The organism is uncultured Draconibacterium sp., from assembly GCF_913060805.1.
Classification (GTDB): Bacteria; Bacteroidota; Bacteroidia; order Bacteroidales; family Prolixibacteraceae; genus Draconibacterium.
This window is the reverse complement of record NZ_CAJXTC010000030.1, coordinates 1-18,718: the sequence shown is the minus strand read 5'-3', so window position 1 is coordinate 18,718 and position 18,718 is coordinate 1. Positions and strand designations below refer to the sequence as shown.

Genomic DNA, 18,718 nt, shown 5'->3' with positions numbered 1-18,718 from the left:
TGTTGCTTTTAATTAGAACATAAGATAACGCACCATCGCATAATTCATTGCAAGTGCAATTATTCCGTAGATGTACAAAATTATCACACCTTTCTTTTTCTCAATGGTTTTGATCAATTCTTTTTCATTCCGTTCAACAACCCATTTTTTTGAAAATGGTTTATTTTTCTTTCTCCAGTTATTTTGCCCAATATACCCGAAACATTCGAATTCCCTTGCCTTGATGAACTCATAAAAATCCTTGTAATTATCAATTATCGGATCGGCAACCTGATAGCGTTTCCCATCATCAAACTCTAAAATTACGGAATGAGCCATAATGTAGCGACCATTTCCATAAACGGCAGTTGCATATTGTTTGAGTTGGTCTAACCTATACTTTTTTTGATTGAGCAAAAAGAAATGAAGAATAAAACAATCCTTCTCAATTTCAACTTCTTTTACCTGAGTTTGCAGTGTAATTACAATAGCATTTATCATCAAACCAAATCCCAAAAGGATACCTAACGACCACAAATATGAATGTTTCAAATTCTCAGCAAATGCCGATAAAACAATCATTAATAAAAAACATACCACGAGGTTAAAAAGAAAAAATCCGGCGGCATTACTCCATCTTCTATTTAAATAGAATAATTTCTTCATTGCAGTAACGAAACCATTTTTTCAGCGGCCCGTTTTGAGCAGCCCGGCTCGCCCATTAACTTTTGCATTTCACGGTAATCCGACAGAATCCTTTCGCGATATTTTTCGTCGCCAAGTAAACGATCCAGTTCTGCCGTTACTTTTTTAACGGTCATATCTTTTTGAAGCAGCTCTTTAACCGCCATTTTTCCCAAAATGATATTAGGTAGCGACACCCACTTAATTTTTAAAACGGCAGCCATAATGTAATGCACCAACACGCCGCCTTCAACTTTGTAAAGCACGGTTTGCGGCACATGAAACAAAGCCGTTTCCAAAGCTGCCGTTCCGGAGGCCACCAAAGCTGTATGCGCGTTATTCAGTAAATCGTAGGTGGATTCGTAAAGCACTTTTATGTTGCTCCCCTGCAAAATTCCTGAATACAATTCTTTGTCAACCGACGAAACACCGGCCAGCACAACCTGGTAATCATTCCGGCCTTCAACTGCCTTTTTCATCACAGGCAAAGTTCCTTTAATCTCCTGTACACGACTTCCGGCCAGCAGAGCAATAATCGGGCGATTATCTAAATTATTTTTTGCTCTAAATTCTTCTGCCGACTGTGCATTTTTTTCAAATTCCTTAATCGAATCAAACAGCGGATTTCCCACATAATTTACGTCGATACCATGCTTTTTGTAAAAGGCCGTTTCAAAAGGAAAAATGGTAAACATTTCATCAACAAAAGCACGCACCTTTTTAACACGGTATTCTTTCCAGGCCCACAATTTTGGCGAAATGTAATAGTAAACTTTTATATTGTTTTGTTTGGCAAACTCGGCAATTCGCAGGTTAAATCCTGGGTAATCGATTAAAATAAGTACATCGGGTTTGTAGTTGAGTAAGTCTTTTTTACAAAACTCCATGTTACGTTTTATGGTCCGAATGTTCAATATCACATTCACAAAACCCATAAAGGCCATTTCGCGATAATGCTTAACCAGCTCGCCACCAACAGCCTGCATTTTATGGCCGCCAAAAAAACGAAAATCGGCTTCCTTGTCGGCAACTTTCAGTTCCTTCATCAGGTTTGAGCCATGCAAATCGCCCGATGCTTCGCCAGCTATAATGTAGTACCGCATATTAAACTGCTCTTGAAATTAACACCACAATGGCATAAAGAATGGTGGCTCCCAACACACCGCGGGCAGCCTTTTCGTATTTTAATCGCAGGAAAATCCAGAAAACGCCAACGTTGGTAAAAACGCACAGGCTTCCGATTTTAACGAGCGCCTGCATTCTTCTCATTCCGGCAAGGTAATCCAGGAACGACATATTGTTTTCGCCAACCAGGTAAACAATAAAAAAAATGATAAGCGGTAAAACCAGTCCGGTTAAAACGCCTACCCCAACTTTGTCGTATTTATTTTGTTTGCTTTTTGGCATATTAAAACTTCCACGACTTAATTTGATCCATGGTTTCGTAGCAAGTCATATCAACCCGAACGGGAACCACAGTGGCAAAATTATTTTCTAATGCAAAAATATCGGTGTCTTCGGTGTCTTCATCCAAATTCTGGAAATATCCTGACAGCCAGTGATATGCTCTTCCGTGCGGATCGGTTCTTTTTTCAAACTCTTCCATCCATTTTCCGTGCGCCTGCCGGCAAACTTTTATACCCTCTGGTTTTCCCTTCGGAATATTCACATTTAAGCAAGTAAACGCCGGAATTCCATTTTCAATTACACTCTGAAAAACACGGGCAACAACCAGTTTGGCTTTCGAAAAATCTGCCTCTGAATCGTAATCATCTAGCGAAAAACCAATCGACGGCACACCATGCAAACCACCTTCAATGGCAGCTCCCATTGTTCCGCTGTAAATTACACTTATCGACGCATTTGAACCGTGGTTAATTCCCGAAACCACATAATCTGGTGTCCGTTCGAACAAGCTGTTAAAACTCAATTTTACACTGTCAACCGGCGTACCGTTGCATTTGTAGGTAGGCACACCGTGAATCTTTTCTACAGGCACTGCCCGCAGCGGCTGATCAACTGTAATACCACAAGCTTTCCCCGACATGGAAACTTCGGATGAAATGACGACTACATCGCCAAAAAATTGCATTACCTCCACCAGTTCACGCAAACCTTTTGCATGAATTCCATCGTCGTTTGTAACCAAAATCAATGGTTTTTCAGAATCGTTTTTTTGCATGAGAGCAAAGATAATTAGAAAATATAATCTTGTACTATCATCGCAAATTAATACAAATCATTCATTCCAAACATCCGGTTTCAATTTTTCGCAGACCACCACTTAATCAGCTCTACTAGTTGTTACATTTGTCTGTCGACATTTAATTCTGCATCTTAGCACATCCATTTCGAACTCCAACTTGTAGAGGCAAAACATTAACTATTTGTCAATTCAGGCAAAATGGTAAACCAATCGTTTATCTGGCTAGTTGTAAATGCTAAACTTTGCACGTGTTAAAAAGAAACAATTTTATGCCGAAGATTCTGAATAAAAAAGAGGGAATGCAATACCGCCGTTTTGGGAAAACCGAAAAACACCTGAGTACCATAACACTTGGCGGCATGCGTTTTAAACATGGCTGGGATGATCCCCGTCGTGAAATTCCTGAGGATACATTGGAAGAATGTTTGAATTCGGTTCAAATGGCATTCGGTGCGGGCATTAACCACATTGAGACCGCATGGGGCTACAAAAAAAGCGAGACCGTTTATGGCAAAGTTTTAAATGAAGAGTTGGCCATTCCACGTACTTCATACCATTTAATGACCAAAGGAAGCCCGCTGACAGCTGACGACACCTACGAAATGGTAGAAAATCAGTTGCGCGATTTACAAACCGATTACCTCGATTTTTACGGCTGGCACGGAATAAACACTCCCGAATTGCTGGAACAAAGTTGCAAAAGCGGAGGAGCGGTTGAAGCCCTGCTAAAACTAAAAGAAGAAGGCATAATACAGCATGTTGGTTTTAGCACACACGCTCCGTTGGAGGTTATTGTGCGTGCTATTGAAACCGGTTTGTTCGAGTTCGTGAACCTACATTATTACTACTTCAACCAGCGAAACTTAGCAGCGGTACAAATGGCAGAAGTGCGAGACATGGGCGTTTTTATTATCTCGCCAAACGATAAAGGCGGCCAGCTTTTTAATCCTTCAGCCAAGGTAAAGGATGCCACTTATCCGCTTACACCAATTCAGTGGAACGCGCGATTTTGTTTAAACAATCCGGCCATTCACACGCTCTCATTCGGCATAACAGAGAAGGAACATTTCGAGGAAATGAAAGGCATTTTCCCAACTACATCGCCATGGAGCCAAACGGAATACGAAACAAAACTAAAACTGGATAGCTTTTTATTCGACGATCCATATTCCGTATACGAGGGTTTCGAAATGCAAAACGATCCGTCGGGAATAAACATTCCGGAAGTATTGCGTTTGCGCAGGCTTTGGAAATCGTACGACATGATCGATTTTGCGAAATACCGCTATAAAACCTTTAAAGAAAAAAGTCACTGGTTTCCGGGAGAATTACCTACTCAACCCAATTTGGATAAAATAGATACACGTAAAATTCCGGCGCATATTCCGTTAAAGGAACTACTTACCGAAACTCACCGGGCTTTGTATCAGCCGGAATATAAATTAGCTAAAAATTAATACCTTAGAGCGGTAAACCAAAAACCGTTCAAAATGAAATCTAAACGAATTCTTTCAATCGCAGTTTTTATAATTGCACTGTTTTCTTATTCGCAACTTTTTGCCGGCAACTATTACCAAATAAAAGTGTATAGTTTGGACAATCCCGGTCAGGAAGAACGCGTAGACAATTACTTAAAAACCACTTTTCTGAAAGCTGCACACGAAGCAGGAATCGAAAATGTTGGCGTTTTTAAACCCATTGAAACCGATCCGGATTACGGTAAAAAAATATTTGTGCTTATTCCATTAGAAGACCTGAACGACGTTGTAAAAATTGATGATCAACTCCTTCAATTTGAATTGAATTCGGGAAATGACGACTACATAAATGCCGCACACGACAATCCGCCATTTAAGCGCGTTGAGACCATTATTTTAAAAGCATTTTCGGAAATGCCGAACTACCACAAACCGGCTTTCGACACACCAAAAGCGGAACAGATTTTTCAGATACGAAGTTATGAGGGACCTACCGAAAAACTATATCATAAAAAAGTTGAGATGTTTAACGAAGGCGGAGAAGTTGCCCTGTTTAACGACCTTGGTTTTAATGCCGTGTTTTTTGGCGAAGTATTGGCCGGGGCAAATATGCCCAACCTTATTTACATGACTTCGTTTAAAGACATCGAAACAAATAAAAAACTGTGGGAAGCATTTGGTGCACATCCGAAATGGGAGGAATTAAAAAACAATAAAGCATACGCCAATACTGTTTCGCATATCGATAACTGGTTATGCCACCCAACCAGCTATTCCGATTTTTAAAAGATTCATAAACAACTCTTAATAATCCTTAAAAATAATTGAAAGAAATAGTCAACCTCCAACAAGGCTTGTTGTTATATTGAAATAATTCTATTTTTGCAGCATGCTGTATCACAAAGTATTTCCACATAAGTCGTCTGATACCTGGGTAGTGTTCGTACACGGCGCCGGAGGCAGTAACCTCGTATGGTTCAGACAGCTACGCGAATTCAAGAAGCATTTCAATGTGCTTTTGGTTGACTTACGCGGACATGGAAAATCAAAAAAAGAATACACCCGCGAAGAGATTTACGCCTTTGATGAGATTGCTCTGGATGTAATCAAAACAATGGATCACCTCAATATTGAAAAGGCTCACCTTGTAGGTATTTCTTTGGGATGCATTGTTATTCGTGCCATGGATAAACTGGCTCCGGGACGTGCTGAATCCATAATTCTGGGCGGTGCGGTAGTACAATTTAACTCGCGAATTAACGCGCTTGTATCGGTGGCCAAATTATTGCAAACGATTTTCCCGTACATGTGGTTGTATAAAATCAATGCATGGATTTTGATCCCGTATAAAAAAGACATTGAATCGAGAAAGCTGTTTATTAAAGAAGCGATTCGTTTAGGCGAAAAAGAGTTCAAAAAATGGCTGCGCATGTCGACCGAAATTAAGGGTAACTTACAGGAATTCCTCATTAAAGAGGCATCGGCTCCGGTTCTTTACCTGATGGGTGACCGCGATCATATGTTTTTACCCACCGTATCAAATCTGGTAAAAAATCATTTTAACTCGAAACTGGAAATTATAAAAAACTGCGGCCATGTTTGCAATATCGATCAACCCGATATTTTTAACGAACGCAGCATACAATTTATCAAAAGCCTGTCAACCTGATCAGGCGCTCATTCCATCAACATTATAAGTCACAAAAAAACTGCTCCCTCTGTGCTATACACATCGAGAACAGTTAATTGTATTTTGTTTTATCCTACCGAAAACCTATCGGTTATGGTATTCTGCGATAATCTTTTTCACATCGGTTGGTGCTACACGGCCATAGACTTTTTCTCCAACGGTTACCACCGGAGCCAAACCACAGGCTCCCACGCAGCGTAAGCAGTTAATCGAGAATTTACCATCTTCGGTCGACTCTCCAACTTCCACTTTTAACTGGCGTTTGAATTCGTTTAATACCTGCTCGGCACCACGAACATAACAGGCGGTTCCCATACAAATCGAGATTGGATTCTCGCCCTGAGGAATCATCGTGAAAAAGCTGTAAAAAGTTACAACACCGTACACTTTTGCTACCGAGGTTTTTAGCTCTTTTGCAATTACTTCCTGCACCTCAGCGGGCAAATAACCCAATTTACTTTGCACCTGGTGAAGCACATTTATCAGTTCGCTTTCCTTATTTTCAAATTCAACACAAATATCTTTTATGAGCTGTACTGTATTCTCTGCTAATTTAATTTTTGGCATCTTTTAGACTTTTAGATTTTAGACAATTAGATACTTTACAAATATTAATACTATGTACGATCAAAGTATTCCGTATGCAACAGATGATGTGCTTTTTCACTCATCGGTTCACCCAGGAACTTTTCATACAACTCAATAATATGTGGATTCAAGTGCGATTTGCGCAGCGTCTTGTTCTTGTCTTCAGTATACAAGGCAGCTTGACGCTTTTTCAGAATACCCGCATCGCCATGGTGATAAGGTTGACCACCACCACCGATACAACCACCGGGGCAGCTCATAATTTCAATGGCGTGGAATTCGCTGTTTCCTGCCTGAATATCTTCCAGCAGTTTACGTGCGTTACCCAAACCATGCGCAATTCCAATTTTTATTGGTAATCCGTCAAAATCGATGGTCGCTTCACGGATTCCTTCCATACCACGCAGTTCATCAAAATCTAATTTTGGCAATTCTTTTTTTGTATGAACTTCATACGCTGTACGAACTGCCGCTTCAATTACACCACCTGTGGTTCCGAAGATTACACCGGCTCCTGTAGATTCCCCCAGTGGATTATCAAAGTCTTCGTTTGGAAGTGCGGTAAAATCGATATTCGAAAGTTTGATCAGTGCTGCCAACTCGCGGGTTGTAATGGCATGATCAACATCCGGGTTGTCGTTGGTTTTAAACTCATCGCGGCCACACTCATATTTTTTTGCCACACATGGCATAATCGAAACAACAACCAAATCCTCACGTTTAATTCCCAACTGATCGGCAAAATAAGTTTTGGCAATTGCACCAAACATTTGCTGTGGCGATCGTGCTGTTGAAGGAATATCTTTCATTTCCGGGAATTGGTGCTCGAAGAATTTCACCCACGCCGGACAGCAAGAAGTTAGTATTGGAAGTTTAACATCTTTATCGCCTGCCAAATGTTTTCCCAAACGATTCAGTAATTCGGTACCTTCTTCCATAATGGTAAGGTCGGCAGCAAAGTCGGTATCAAAAACATGATCGAAACCTAGACGGCGCAAAGCAGCCACCAGCTTTCCGGTTACCAAAGATCCGGCTTCCATTCCAAACTCCTCGCCTAATGCAGCACGCACGGCAGGAGCTGTTTGAACAATTACAGTTTTTGTAGGGTCGGAAAGCGCACGAATCACTTTTCCGGTTTCGTCAACTTCAGTTAATGCTCCGGTTGGACAAACGGCCACACATTGACCACAATACGTACACACCGAGTGATCGAGGTTCATTTCGAAAGCGGGTGAAACAACCGATTCGAAACCACGATTAATGGCCGATAAAACACCTACGGTTTGCACTTCGTTACACATGGTTTCGCAACGACGGCACATAATACATTTGTCCACCTCGCGAATAATAGCCGGAGAAGTATCTTCGCGGTAGGTCGACTGCTCTCCTTTATAATGAATTTCGCGAATTCCGAGATTGTGCGCCATATCCTGCAAGTCGCAGTTACCCGATTTTGCACAAATCAAACAGTCGAATGGGTGATCTGAAAGAATCAACTCCATTACCGTTCTGCGTGCATTTATCACCCGCATCGAGTGGGTATTGATCTTCATTCCTTCGCTCACATCGGTACAACAAGCCGGCGCCAGGTTTCTTCGTCCTTCCACCTCAACCACACAAATACGGCAGCCACCAGGTTTGTTTTCAATGTTCAGATCATCAAGTTTCATGTGGCAAAGCGTTGGAATATGCATCCCAACACCCGATGCCGCTTCAAGAATTGTGGTCCCTGATTTTACCACAACCGGTTTATTATCTATCGTAAGATTTACTGTATCCATAATTTCCAGGTTTCTGATTAGGTTAGGGTTATTGCATTGAATTTACATTTCTCGTAACACACGCCACATTTAATACACAATGTTTGATCGATAAAATGCGGTGCACGGCGCTCGCCGGAAATGGCTCCAACCGGGCAATTGCGGAAACAAAGTGTACAACCGGTACACAGATCCTCTACAATATCGTAACGCAACAGCGATTTACACTGCCCCGCCGGACATTTACCGTCGTGCACGTGAGCATGGTATTCGTGCTCGAAATTATTTATGGTTGAAAGCACCGGGTTTGGAGAAGTCTGTCCCAAACCGCAAAGTGCCGTATCTTTAATTACCACACTTAAATCTTTCAACTTTTCAATGTCTTGCTCTTCTCCTTTTCCCTGGGTAATTTTATCCAGCAATTCGTAAAGGCGTTTGTTTCCAACACGGCATGGCGTACATTTTCCACACGATTCTTCCAGCGTAAAATCAAGATAGAATTTCGCAATGGAAACCATACAATCGTTCTCGTCCATAACGATCATTCCGCCCGATCCCATCATTGAACCGGATGCCAGCAGGTTATCGTAATCAATCGGGATATCCAAATCTTCTTTCGTTAAACAGCCGCCCGACGGGCCACCGGTTTGAACGGCCTTAAACTCTTTTCCGTCTTTAATTCCGCCACCGATATCGTAGATCACTTCGCGTAGTGTTGTTCCCATTGGCACCTCGATCAAACCAACATTGTTGATCTTTCCGGCCAGGGCAAACACTTTTGTGCCTTTCGATTTTTCGGTACCGATTTTACTAAACCATTCAGCACCTTTATTCAGAATTACCGGAATGTTTGCAAAAGTCTCCACGTTGTTTACGTTGGTAGGTTTTCCCATGTAACCTGAAACGGATGGGAACGGCGGTTTAAAAGTTGGTTCTCCACGCAAACCTTCCATCGAGTGGATCAGCGCGGTTTCTTCGCCGCAAACAAAAGCTCCGGCTCCATAACGTAATTCAATATGAAAATTAAAACCGGTTCCTAATATATCATCGCCGATCAAACCATATTCTTCGGCTTGTTTAATGGCGATTTTCAAACGCTGAATAGCCAGCGGATATTCGGCCCGGATATACACGAGTCCTTTGTCGGCGCCAATACAATAGCCGCAAATGGCCATTGCTTCCAGCACCGAATGCGGATCGCCTTCCAAAATCGAGCGGTCCATAAATGCACCGGGGTCGCCCTCGTCGGCATTACAAACCACATATTTCTGGTCGTTTTCCACATTTTTTGTGATCTCCCACTTTAATCCTGTTGGGAAACCGCCACCACCGCGGCCACGTAAGCCAGAGTCTTTCACCTCCTTAATTACCTCTTCGGGAGTCAGTTCAGACAAACATTTTCCCAAAGCCTGGTAACCATCGCGGGCAATGTATTCGTCAATATTTTCGGGATTGATAAAACCACAATTCTTTAAAGCGATACGGATTTGCTTTTTGTAGAAATCCATGCCTTTTGAATCGCTGATTTGTTTATCGTTAGTGGGATCGGTATATAATAAACGTTTTACCGGCCGGCCTTTTACAATGTGTTCCTCAACAATTTCAACAACATCGTTTGGCGACACCTGCACGTAAAAAGTGTTGTCGGGCAATACTTTTACAATGGGTCCTTTTTCGCAAAAACCAAAACAACCGGTCAGCACCACCTGAACTTCATCTTCGAGCCCAAGATCGTGAATCAATTGGTTTAGCCTGTTTTTAATTTCGTCGCTTTCCGATGCTTTACACCCGGTACCACCACAAATTAAAAGATGCATTTTGTAGTCAGTCATAAGTTAAAGGTTTAAAGTTTTTAGTCGTCTATGGTTTTAAAGCTTACCGGAATAATTCCATCAACCAGCTCGCCGCGTTTAATGTATGAGTCGATAATTTCGCGGGCTTTTTCTTTTTTCACGTGTCCGTAAACCACCGGTTCTTTTCCCGGCAATTTTACTTCAACAGTGGGCTCGGCATAACAGTATCCCATACAACCGGTTTGAGTAACAACCGCATCAATGGCTTCCTGTTCCAGCTCTTCCACAAAATATTTCATGGTTTCTTTTGCGCCGGATGCAATTCCACATGTGGCCATACCCACTTTAACCTGCACAACCTGATCGGGATTCGCACTGTTTTCCCTGAGTTTGATTTTCGACTGAGCTTCTTCTTTCATCTTCCGAAGATCAGCCAGTGTTTTAATTTTAGTCATATCGTTTTCTCGTTTATTCGTTACTTCGTTGCCTCTATTTCTTCTAAATTCGATTTTATCAGTTCCAAAATCCCTTCGCGTATTTCCTTTTGCTGATACGAAACATCGCCCAGCACTTCTTTCAACTCATCGGAACTTATCCGAAACTCACCCTTTTCTGTTTTATGGCGGTACACCAAATTCCCGTCGGTGTAGCTTAAAAACGTTAGGTACAAGGTTTCTGCAATGTCGCCACGTGGTGGTCGGTCGATGTTCGACAGCTGAAAACGGGCCGTTAAAACAGTACCCACATTCAACTCCGATTCGAGGGAAAAACTGCCACCGGCAGCCTCAGCACTATGCTTTAAAAGCGGAATGCCCAAACCTACTTTTCGGGTAGTTCGCGATGTAAAGAACGGATTTATGGCTTTGGCCAGCGTTTCTTTGCTCATTCCGCAGCCGTTGTCTCTGATTACTAATGAACAAAGGTCTGCTATTTTGTCCTCCTCAACTATGATTTCAATCAATGTCGCTTTTGCGCTAACCGAGTTCTGCACAATATCCAGAATATGTTCGGACAGTGTTTTCATATAATTTCAACAAATCGTTCATCTTGCTGATTCAGAGCCATTTTAACTTCACAAAAAGTTAATTCCTGAATATTAAAAACAGAATATCGGGTTCCAATCTGTTCTAAAAAATGAGCATCTGAATTATAAATTAACGAAATTTTATCACCTAAATCATAATGTTTTCGAACATGCTTTTCGCTGGTTTTTCCAGTAATTCCCATGGCATCAAATTCAAGGTCTTTCGGAATAAAACCCAGGTGGCTAAATAAACCGTTCAACGGCCGGTTAACATGTGCCGGAATAAAAATTCCGCCCAGCTCGTACACGTACTTTTGAACCGACGAAATACCTTTTTTTAATGCTGATGTGAGGTAATATGGAACCAGTTCCAACACTTTCTCATCCTCATCAACAACCGGCTGATAACCAAAGTGTCCATCCGGATTTGGAACATGCATAATGTTCTGTTCCAAATACTGCTGGAATTTATCCAGCTTCTCGTCATCCTCGAAAAACGCCAGGCAATGCACCTCTTCTTTGGTAGTAATTTCTACGCCGGTAAGTGCAAGAATTCCCTTTTCGTGCGCTAAATCGCGAATTACTTTGGCGTTTAAGGTCGAATTATGATCGGTGATTCCAATAATATGCAATCCTGCCTCCCGGGCTTGTTCCACAATTTTACGCGGAGCCATTTCCAGGTCGGCACAGGGCGAAAGTACGGTATGAATATGTAGGTCGGCCCTGAATTTTTGCATCGGATTACGTTAAGGTGATGAATAAATTTCCTGCCATTTCGAATGTGGCTTTGTCGGTTCCCAGTACAGGAATACCTTCTTCGTTACTACGCTCGAGTGTGTCTTCTTCGGGTTCAAAACCTTTCACCAGGATCACTGCTGCGAGCTCTTTCAGCGAGGCGATAGCCATTACATTTTGGTGGGTTTGAAGTGTTATCCACACCTGCCCTTCCTGCGCATTTCCCATTACATCACTCAGCAGATCGGAAACATACCCGCCGGAAATTTCATTCTCAAGTCCGGATTCGCCGGAAAAGACTTTTAATCCAAATTTTTCAACCAGTTCAGAAACCTTCATTTCTACCTCCTCTTCTGTTACAGTCAGCGTCAAAACGATTTTTCCCCCAGGCTTTTTCCAGGTTTTTTGTCGCTTTTTCGATGTTTATTTTATTCTCGTTTAAGTACCTGTTTTGTAAGAAAATACAATCTGTCATTTTTGCTTTTCCCTGCACCATATCTTCAGCAAGTGCATGACAGTTGGGCGCGCCACAACTACCGCAATCAATTCCCGGAAGCTGGCATAAAATCCGATCTACTTTCTGCATTTTTTCCAGTGCTTTAAGTCGATCGGTATCCAGCGCAAAAACATAACGCGGTTCAATAGGATTGGCTTTCATTTTATCCTTTATTCCCAGGCAGCTCACTGCCGAGATATCGATGGATGAAGCATGCGGATAACGTTTCGATCGTTTTTGCAGACGCTCAACAGTTAGAAAACGGTTGCCAGTAAGCAAAATTCCGCCTGCACATCCCTGGTGGCACGATTTCAGTTCCAGAAAATCGAGCACCGGAACTTCATCATTTTCCATTCGTTCCAGAATTTTAACCACATTGTGGATGCCATCAACCGCCATCGAATTGCGTTTAAAGTGCCTTGCTTCGCCACGCGGAAGACTCCACAAAATACCATCGAGCGTTAGGTTTTTGCGCAACGGAGCCGTATCGGTTTTTTCTTCCTTGTCGATTACCCGCATAATGTGATTGTATAAATCACTCATTTTAATCAGGCCATCCACAGCCGATACTTCCTCGCCCAAAGGACGCTTTACAGCCGCCATTTTTGCCGAACACGGCGACACATAAAAAGTGCCTATTTCTTCGCGTTTAACACCTTGTTTTGCCAGTAACTCGATAGCATGACAAGCCGCCAAATCATGCGGTGCTTTCACCGGAACAATATTATCGACCAGCGACGGATAGCGCGATTGTATCAAACGAACAATGGCGGGACAAAACGATGAGATCATTGGTTTACGTGTCGACTTTTCAACTTCACGTTTAATCTCATTAATCAACATCCCGATGGGTTGCTCCACCTCAAAAATATGGGTAAAACCGAGTTTCAACAGGGCTTCGTAAATTTTGCCTTCGGTATAAATTTCGGGAAACTGCCCGATCATTACCGCCGGAAAAAGCACCACCCGGTATTTGTATTTATTTAGTTGTTCCAAACTATCGTGCTCTACATAAAAAGCATCAACCGGACATGCACGCAGGCAGTTTCCGCAATCCACACAACGGTCGGAATTTATATTCGCCACTCCCCCTCGTATCCGAATTGCCTCGGTTGGACAGGCTTTCATGCAGTGCGTGCAGCCCGTACATTTATCCGTGTCAACTGTTATGGCATGATATTTTTCTACAACCTTCATCTCCTAAAAATTATTTCTGAAAGTTAAAACTGTTCCCTCTCCTACCTCGCTTTCAATGGTAAATTCATCGGTGTTTCGGTTAATATTTGGCAAGCCCATTCCAGCGCCAAATCCCATATTTCGCACGGCTTTGGTAGCGGTTGAGTAGCCTTCCTGCATTGCCTTCTCAATATCTTCAATGCCGGGTCCGTTATCCTGAACAACCACAGTAATTCCTGTGCCGTCGATTTCGGCCAGCATTTTTCCTCCAACAGAGTGAGCAACAACATTTACCTCGGCTTCGTAAATGGCCACAACAATTCGTTTGATCACTTTCGGATCAACCTGCAATTGTTTCAGCATCTTTTTTATTCGGCTCGAAGCTCTTCCGGCCTTGCTAAAATCGCCACTCGCTATGTCGAATTCCAACTTCATTAATAAACCGGGTCTAAGCCGTTTTTAAACAGCACCCCGCTCGAACGATAAATAGAATATGGAGTTTCCAACAGCACCAAACCTGTTTCGTTGGCCAGCTCGATCATTTCGGGCGTGGCAGTTTTGTTACGTGCCAGCAACACCACTTCAATGTCGGCCATTTCGGCTGTGCGAACAATTTGCAAATTGGTCAGTCCTGTAATTAAAAGTATATGCTCCGTATCCAGCGTTAATACATCGCTCATCAGATCGGAACTAAAAGCTCTCTGCAAATTGTGGTCTTTTTCGGTATCACCGGCAACCACTTTTGCGTTGGTCAAATCAATAATCTTAGATAATTTCACTTGGTCAGTTTAAAACTTGGCACAAAGATAATTCTACCACTACTTATTTTTACTGCTGCAAGTCAAGTTATTCCGAATTTATAATGAATAAAAACAAGCCACATTCGTCGGTATTTCTGTCGGAAAATTTTTCAGAAAAGTGTTTTTAAACAATTCCTCGAAATATAAAGCGCCTGCGGTTTTATATGCCTTGTAAATTGCGTATTTTTCAGTAGTAAAACTTGAAAAACCGAAACATGATTTACGACAAAGAATCGTTTCTGACTAGCAATATTGAAGATCCGGCCATTCATCAGAAAATTATTGATGCGCTGCCGATACCTATTTTTTACCGCGACACCGAAGGAATTTACCAGATGTGCAACGCCGCACACGAAAAATTTACGGGCAAAACGAAGGAGCAAATTCTGGGCAAACCTTTACACGAAGTTCATGTAAAAGAAATGGCCGATAAATATTTGGCGCAGGACAAAGAACTGATTGCTAACCCTGATGTTCAGGTGTACAACACACAGGTTCGTCATGGCGATGGCACATCTCACCACGTTATTCTGAATAAAGCAGTGATTCGCGACAACGAGAATAAAATCGTTGGAATTGTTGGCTCCATCAACGATATAACTGAATTGAAAAAAACTGAGAAACGCCTGGAAAAAGCGCAGGAAACGATGCAGGTTTCGTCGCAAATGATCCACAAAATATCGTCTGGAATTGTGATGGTAGACAGCAATTTTAAAATTGTAGACTCCAATGAATATTTTGCCAAACTGATGGGAGAAGACACGGAAGAATTGTACGAAACCATTCCCGGACTTACCGGTGCCGATGTTAAAGGACTGGTACCGGATCTGATCTACAAAATGATTTCGAGCGTTCTTACTTCGGGTGACGAACTGGCTGAACGCGATTTAAAATTCAACAATAAGCTCATGCACGTTTCAGTACGAACACTATACAAAAACAAGGTAGTTGGCGTTGTTTTCCGCGATATGTCGGCGCCAATGCTGGTACAAGACGAGATCATTAACCGGGCACGAAAAATCAACAAACAAAATATTGAAACGGTGCAGAAAATCGCCTTTCTGCTCGGCGAAAATGCTGCCGAAACCGAAGAATTGCTAAACTCCATAATTGAAACCTATCGCTATGGTGACGACGACAAATCCTGATTACCACGTTGAAATAGAGTTTCAGCAAAAGCGACCGAAAGGCGAAATTGCCTGTGGCGATGTGTTTCAGTCGAGCATAATTCGCGAGGAAGGACGCACCATTTTAGTACTGAGCGACGGCATCGGGCACGGAATTAAAGCGAGTGTTTTAGCAACACTAACTTCCACCATGGCTTTAAAATATTCATTGCTGCACACCAAACCAGAAGTGGCCGCGCGCATAATTATGGAAACTCTGCCAAAAAGCAGCGACGGAAAAGAAAGCTATGCCACCTTCACCATTATTGAACTGGACGACGAAGGACAGGTGCGAATAGTAAATTACGACAACCCGGGAATTTTGGTGCTCCGAAACGGAGTGGCCATGCAGGGAAAAGAATACAATTTAACTATTGAGGGCGAAGAAAACCGGGGCAAAGTATTGCACTGCAAAGAATTTACTGCGCGTAAAGAGGATCGAATAATTTTTATGTCGGACGGTGTTGAACAATCAGGCCTCGGAAACCAGCGTTATCCACTTGGGTGGGGAATGGAAAACATCGAGGATTTTGCGCTGAACCAGATAAAACGAATGCCGGATATTTCGGCCACAAAACTGGCACGTAAAATTGTCAACCAGGCAGTAATGAACGACCAGTTTTCGGTAAAAGATGACACAAGTTGCGGCGTAATGTATTTTCGTGAGCCACGTAAATTTATGCTGATCACCGGGCCGCCATTCTATAAAATAAAGGACTACGATTTTGTTGGTCGCATCCAGGGTTTCGAAGGAAAAAAAATTATATGCGGAGGAACCACTGCCGAAATTATTGCCCGCGAACTTGACCTTACGGTTGAAATTCAGCATGGTAACAAAAACCTGGAGAAATTACCTCCAACGGCAAAAATGCAAGGTTTTGAAATGGTTACTGAAGGAATTCTCACCTTGGGAAAAGTGGAAGAAATACTGGAAAATTACGATAGCGACACGCGGCTTACGGATAGTACGCCTGAAGAGATTGTGAAGCTTTTACTGCAACACGACTGCATCGATATTATTGTTGGAACACGTATTAATTGGGCACATCAGGATCCGGAACAACCGCTGGAATTGGAGCTTCGGAAATTTGTAGTAAAACGCATTGTTAAATTACTGATACACAAATTCTTCAAAAAGGTAAAAATTGAATACGTATAAAATATTGGCAAAGAAGAAGGTGAATAGCTTGAACAAAGCAGCCCGAATTTCGTACTACTACTGAGGGTCTTCCCCATGATTTGAATAACGATTCTTTCAAAATTAAAACAAGACCGGATATGAAAACGCTATTTACAATTTTATTCTCGATTCTGTTTCTCACTTCGTTTGGGCAAATCAAACGTTTTCTGATTCAGGGACAGGTAGTCGATCAAAACGACAATCCAGTCAGTGATGTTTATATTGTAAATCTCGATAACCACGACAAAGATATCAGCCAAAAGAACGGCGTATTTTCAGTATGGGTATCGCCCAGCGATTCGCTGGTACTTTCGCATATTTCGTATTTCAGAAAAATAGTTTCGGTGCACTCGCTGCTGGTTAATCCGAAAGTGGAGCTAGTTTCCGAAAATGTCGACATTCCCGAAATTGTTGTGTCGCCCGATCAGGTTTCAGAAACTGACAAGGCCCAGGAAAACCTTGCGTTTATGCAAGAATACAGTCCCCCAATTAAATTTCGAATGGCACAAGAGGAGGCCGATCCGGTTATTACGATTATGACTGAAAACAATGATTATATGCGCTCCGAAGCCTCATCGATAAGTATTGCCCGTTTTTCTCCATCGGAAAATATTGGCAAACTATTTACCCGTTGGAAAAAACATGATCAATCGGACGATTATTTTTCTACACCAAAAACCCGCGAGGAACTGGAACAAAAGAAAAATAAATAACAGGAATTCAACATAGAAATTTTCGTCGCTATTCCAATCCTTTTCATTATTTACAATGTGCCACAAACTTTTGAATAGGCTAACTGTTCTTTAGTTGTACATAAATTGAAAAACATGAAAAAGCTATTTCTTATAAACGTATTACTATTGGCTGTAATTACAGCTTTCGCGCAAAGTTCGCTGCACGATTTTACCGTGAAAGACATTGAAGGAAATGATTTCGACCTTTCCACATTGAAAGGGAAAAAAGTATTGGTTGTAAACACTGCATCGAAATGTGGATTAACGCCGCAGTTTGAGCAATTGCAAAGTGTGTTTGAGCAATACGGAGGCGATGACTTTGTCATTATTGGATTTCCGGCAAATAATTTTGCCAATCAGGAACCCAAAAGCAACGCCGAAATAGTTGAATTTTGCGAGATGAATTACGGAGTTACTTTCCCGATGATGTCGAAGATATCAGTGAAAGGCGATGATATGCATCCGGTGTACCAGTGGCTAACCCAGAAAAGTAAAAACGGGAAAGAGGACTCGGAAGTTAGTTGGAACTTTCAAAAATACCTGATCGACGAAAATGGGAAGTTAGTTGAGGTAATTGAGCCAAAAGTAAAACCTGATGATACTAAAATTATTAGCTGGGTTACAAATTAATTGCAGAGATACATATGATTATAAAACAAAAAAAGGCCGACGTTAGTCGGCCTTTTTTTTGTGGGGAGTACTGGATTCGAACCAGTGAGCCTATCGATTGCATCGGGATGCTCTGAACCAAATGAGCTAAAACTCCTCTATTAATTTCAAAATTGTACTTCTACTTTTCCATTTTTTAAGTTGCATCTCGCGTTTCATTGCATCACTTTTTTCATCAAAGGTTTCATAATATTTTAACTCCCATGGTTTCCCAGTTGAAGTGAATCCTTTATTTGAAGTATTATGGCGTTGCAATCGGCCTTCGAGATCAGCTGTAGAACCGATATAGAATTTGTCCAATTTTTGAGAATATAGTATGTAGCAAAAATACATGAGGTTAAAATACAAAAAAGCGAACCAAATGTCGACTATTCTTGCTGGGAGTAATTGATTCCATCCGGTGACCCTCCCGATGCAAATCGGGATGCTCTGAACCAACCGAGCTTTTTGAAAACAAAAAAAGGCCGACTAACGTCGACCTTTTTTTTGTGGGGAGTACTGGATTCGAACCAGTGACCCCCTGGGTGTAAACCAGGTGCTCTGAACCAACTGAGCTAACC

General features: G+C 41.9%; 22 protein-coding genes and 1 tRNA gene. 7 read left to right on the top strand and 16 right to left on the bottom strand.

The features are described 5' to 3' along the window. Window positions 1-12: 12 nt before the first annotated feature. Genes QZ576_RS16645 through surE form a run of 4 tightly spaced genes read right to left on the bottom strand, consistent with a single transcriptional unit; the run spans window position 13 to window position 2,845 of the window. Window positions 13-645 (bottom strand): hypothetical protein, encoded by a 633-nt coding sequence (locus tag QZ576_RS16645; protein ID WP_297099029.1) that lies wholly within the window; start codon window positions 643-645, stop codon window positions 13-15. Next, the gene (gene lpxB / locus QZ576_RS16640) at window positions 642-1,766 is read right to left on the bottom strand and encodes a lipid-A-disaccharide synthase (protein ID WP_297099027.1); all 1,125 of its coding nucleotides are present in this window, start codon (window positions 1,764-1,766) and stop codon (window positions 642-644) included. Before lpxB ends, QZ576_RS16645 begins: the two co-directional genes overlap by 4 nt. Window position 1,767: 1 nt before the next feature. Then, window positions 1,768-2,070, bottom strand: a complete 303-nt coding sequence (locus QZ576_RS16635; protein ID WP_297099024.1) for a hypothetical protein — start codon at window positions 2,068-2,070, stop codon at window positions 1,768-1,770. A 1-nt stretch (window position 2,071) separates the two neighbouring features. Next, on the bottom strand, window positions 2,072-2,845 hold the full coding sequence (surE, locus tag QZ576_RS16630) for a 5'/3'-nucleotidase SurE (protein WP_297099021.1): 774 nt from the start codon (window positions 2,843-2,845) through the stop codon (window positions 2,072-2,074). A 293-nt stretch (window positions 2,846-3,138) separates the two neighbouring features. On the opposite strand from surE, the gene QZ576_RS16625 reads away from it, so the two are divergent. The 3 genes from QZ576_RS16625 (at window position 3,139) to QZ576_RS16615 (ending at window position 6,016) form a co-directional block, all read left to right on the top strand. Further along, window positions 3,139-4,326, top strand: a complete 1,188-nt coding sequence (locus QZ576_RS16625; protein WP_297099019.1) for an aldo/keto reductase — start codon at window positions 3,139-3,141, stop codon at window positions 4,324-4,326. Window positions 4,327-4,359: 33 nt separating this feature from the next. After that, window positions 4,360-5,133: an NIPSNAP family protein gene (locus QZ576_RS16620; RefSeq protein WP_297099017.1), complete on the top strand. Its 774-nt coding sequence runs from the start codon at window positions 4,360-4,362 to the stop codon at window positions 5,131-5,133. 103 nt (window positions 5,134-5,236) lie between these two features. Beyond that, window positions 5,237-6,016 carry an alpha/beta hydrolase gene (locus QZ576_RS16615; RefSeq protein ID WP_297099015.1) on the top strand — a complete coding sequence of 260 codons (780 nt, stop codon included), beginning with the start codon at window positions 5,237-5,239 and terminating at the stop codon, window positions 6,014-6,016. A gap of 105 nt (window positions 6,017-6,121) precedes the next feature. Here QZ576_RS16615 and QZ576_RS16610 read toward each other — a convergent pair whose 3' ends face one another. Genes QZ576_RS16610 through QZ576_RS16565 form a run of 10 tightly spaced genes read right to left on the bottom strand, consistent with a single transcriptional unit; the run spans window position 6,122 to window position 14,388 of the window. Next, window positions 6,122-6,604 (bottom strand): NAD(P)H-dependent oxidoreductase subunit E, encoded by a 483-nt coding sequence (locus QZ576_RS16610; RefSeq protein WP_297099013.1) that lies wholly within the window; start codon window positions 6,602-6,604, stop codon window positions 6,122-6,124. Window positions 6,605-6,654: 50 nt separating this feature from the next. Continuing rightward, entirely contained in the window at window positions 6,655-8,406 is a 1,752-nt protein-coding gene (locus tag QZ576_RS16605; RefSeq protein WP_297099011.1) for an NADH-dependent [FeFe] hydrogenase, group A6, read from the bottom strand. A 17-nt stretch (window positions 8,407-8,423) separates the two neighbouring features. Further along, window positions 8,424-10,217 carry an NADH-ubiquinone oxidoreductase-F iron-sulfur binding region domain-containing protein gene (locus QZ576_RS16600; protein WP_297099009.1) on the bottom strand — a complete coding sequence of 598 codons (1,794 nt, stop codon included), beginning with the start codon at window positions 10,215-10,217 and terminating at the stop codon, window positions 8,424-8,426. A gap of 20 nt (window positions 10,218-10,237) precedes the next feature. Next, a complete protein-coding gene (locus QZ576_RS16595; protein ID WP_297099007.1) occupies window positions 10,238-10,633 on the bottom strand; it encodes a (2Fe-2S) ferredoxin domain-containing protein in 396 nt (131 codons plus the stop codon). Between the two features lie 20 nt (window positions 10,634-10,653). Next, complete coding sequence (locus QZ576_RS16590) at window positions 10,654-11,202, bottom strand: ATP-binding protein (RefSeq protein WP_297099005.1); 549 nt, start codon at window positions 11,200-11,202, stop codon at window positions 10,654-10,656. Then, window positions 11,199-11,939: a PHP domain-containing protein gene (locus QZ576_RS16585; RefSeq protein ID WP_297099003.1), complete on the bottom strand. Its 741-nt coding sequence runs from the start codon at window positions 11,937-11,939 to the stop codon at window positions 11,199-11,201. The genes QZ576_RS16590 and QZ576_RS16585 overlap by 4 nt, the downstream gene beginning before the upstream one ends. A gap of 4 nt (window positions 11,940-11,943) precedes the next feature. Further along, the gene (locus QZ576_RS16580; RefSeq protein ID WP_297099002.1) at window positions 11,944-12,276 is read right to left on the bottom strand and encodes a DRTGG domain-containing protein; all 333 of its coding nucleotides are present in this window, start codon (window positions 12,274-12,276) and stop codon (window positions 11,944-11,946) included. Beyond that, window positions 12,263-13,630: a [Fe-Fe] hydrogenase large subunit C-terminal domain-containing protein gene (locus tag QZ576_RS16575; protein WP_297099000.1), complete on the bottom strand. Its 1,368-nt coding sequence runs from the start codon at window positions 13,628-13,630 to the stop codon at window positions 12,263-12,265. Before QZ576_RS16575 ends, QZ576_RS16580 begins: the two co-directional genes overlap by 14 nt. Before the next feature lie 3 nt (window positions 13,631-13,633). Then, window positions 13,634-14,044: an ATP-binding protein gene (locus QZ576_RS16570; protein ID WP_297098998.1), complete on the bottom strand. Its 411-nt coding sequence runs from the start codon at window positions 14,042-14,044 to the stop codon at window positions 13,634-13,636. After that, window positions 14,044-14,388, bottom strand: coding sequence for a hypothetical protein (locus tag QZ576_RS16565; protein WP_297098996.1), 345 nt, complete (start codon window positions 14,386-14,388; stop codon window positions 14,044-14,046). Before QZ576_RS16565 ends, QZ576_RS16570 begins: the two co-directional genes overlap by 1 nt. Window positions 14,389-14,624: 236 nt before the next feature. On the opposite strand from QZ576_RS16565, the gene QZ576_RS16560 reads away from it, so the two are divergent. From QZ576_RS16560 to QZ576_RS16545, 4 genes are all read left to right on the top strand, one after another. Next, window positions 14,625-15,557 (top strand): PAS domain S-box protein, encoded by a 933-nt coding sequence (locus QZ576_RS16560; RefSeq protein WP_297098994.1) that lies wholly within the window; start codon window positions 14,625-14,627, stop codon window positions 15,555-15,557. Further along, a complete protein-coding gene (locus QZ576_RS16555) occupies window positions 15,535-16,734 on the top strand; it encodes a SpoIIE family protein phosphatase (RefSeq protein WP_297098992.1) in 1,200 nt (399 codons plus the stop codon). The genes QZ576_RS16560 and QZ576_RS16555 overlap by 23 nt, the downstream gene beginning before the upstream one ends. A 119-nt stretch (window positions 16,735-16,853) precedes the next feature. Beyond that, window positions 16,854-17,468 (top strand): hypothetical protein, encoded by a 615-nt coding sequence (locus QZ576_RS16550; protein WP_297098990.1) that lies wholly within the window; start codon window positions 16,854-16,856, stop codon window positions 17,466-17,468. A gap of 114 nt (window positions 17,469-17,582) precedes the next feature. Then, window positions 17,583-18,119, top strand: a complete 537-nt coding sequence (locus tag QZ576_RS16545; RefSeq protein WP_297098988.1) for a glutathione peroxidase — start codon at window positions 17,583-17,585, stop codon at window positions 18,117-18,119. Window positions 18,120-18,245: 126 nt separating this feature from the next. Here QZ576_RS16545 and QZ576_RS16540 read toward each other — a convergent pair whose 3' ends face one another. Both QZ576_RS16540 and QZ576_RS16535 read right to left on the bottom strand, forming a co-directional pair. After that, window positions 18,246-18,491: a GIY-YIG nuclease family protein gene (locus tag QZ576_RS16540; protein ID WP_297098986.1), complete on the bottom strand. Its 246-nt coding sequence runs from the start codon at window positions 18,489-18,491 to the stop codon at window positions 18,246-18,248. A 156-nt stretch (window positions 18,492-18,647) separates the two neighbouring features. Further along, window positions 18,648-18,718: transfer RNA gene (locus tag QZ576_RS16535), tRNA-Val, on the bottom strand.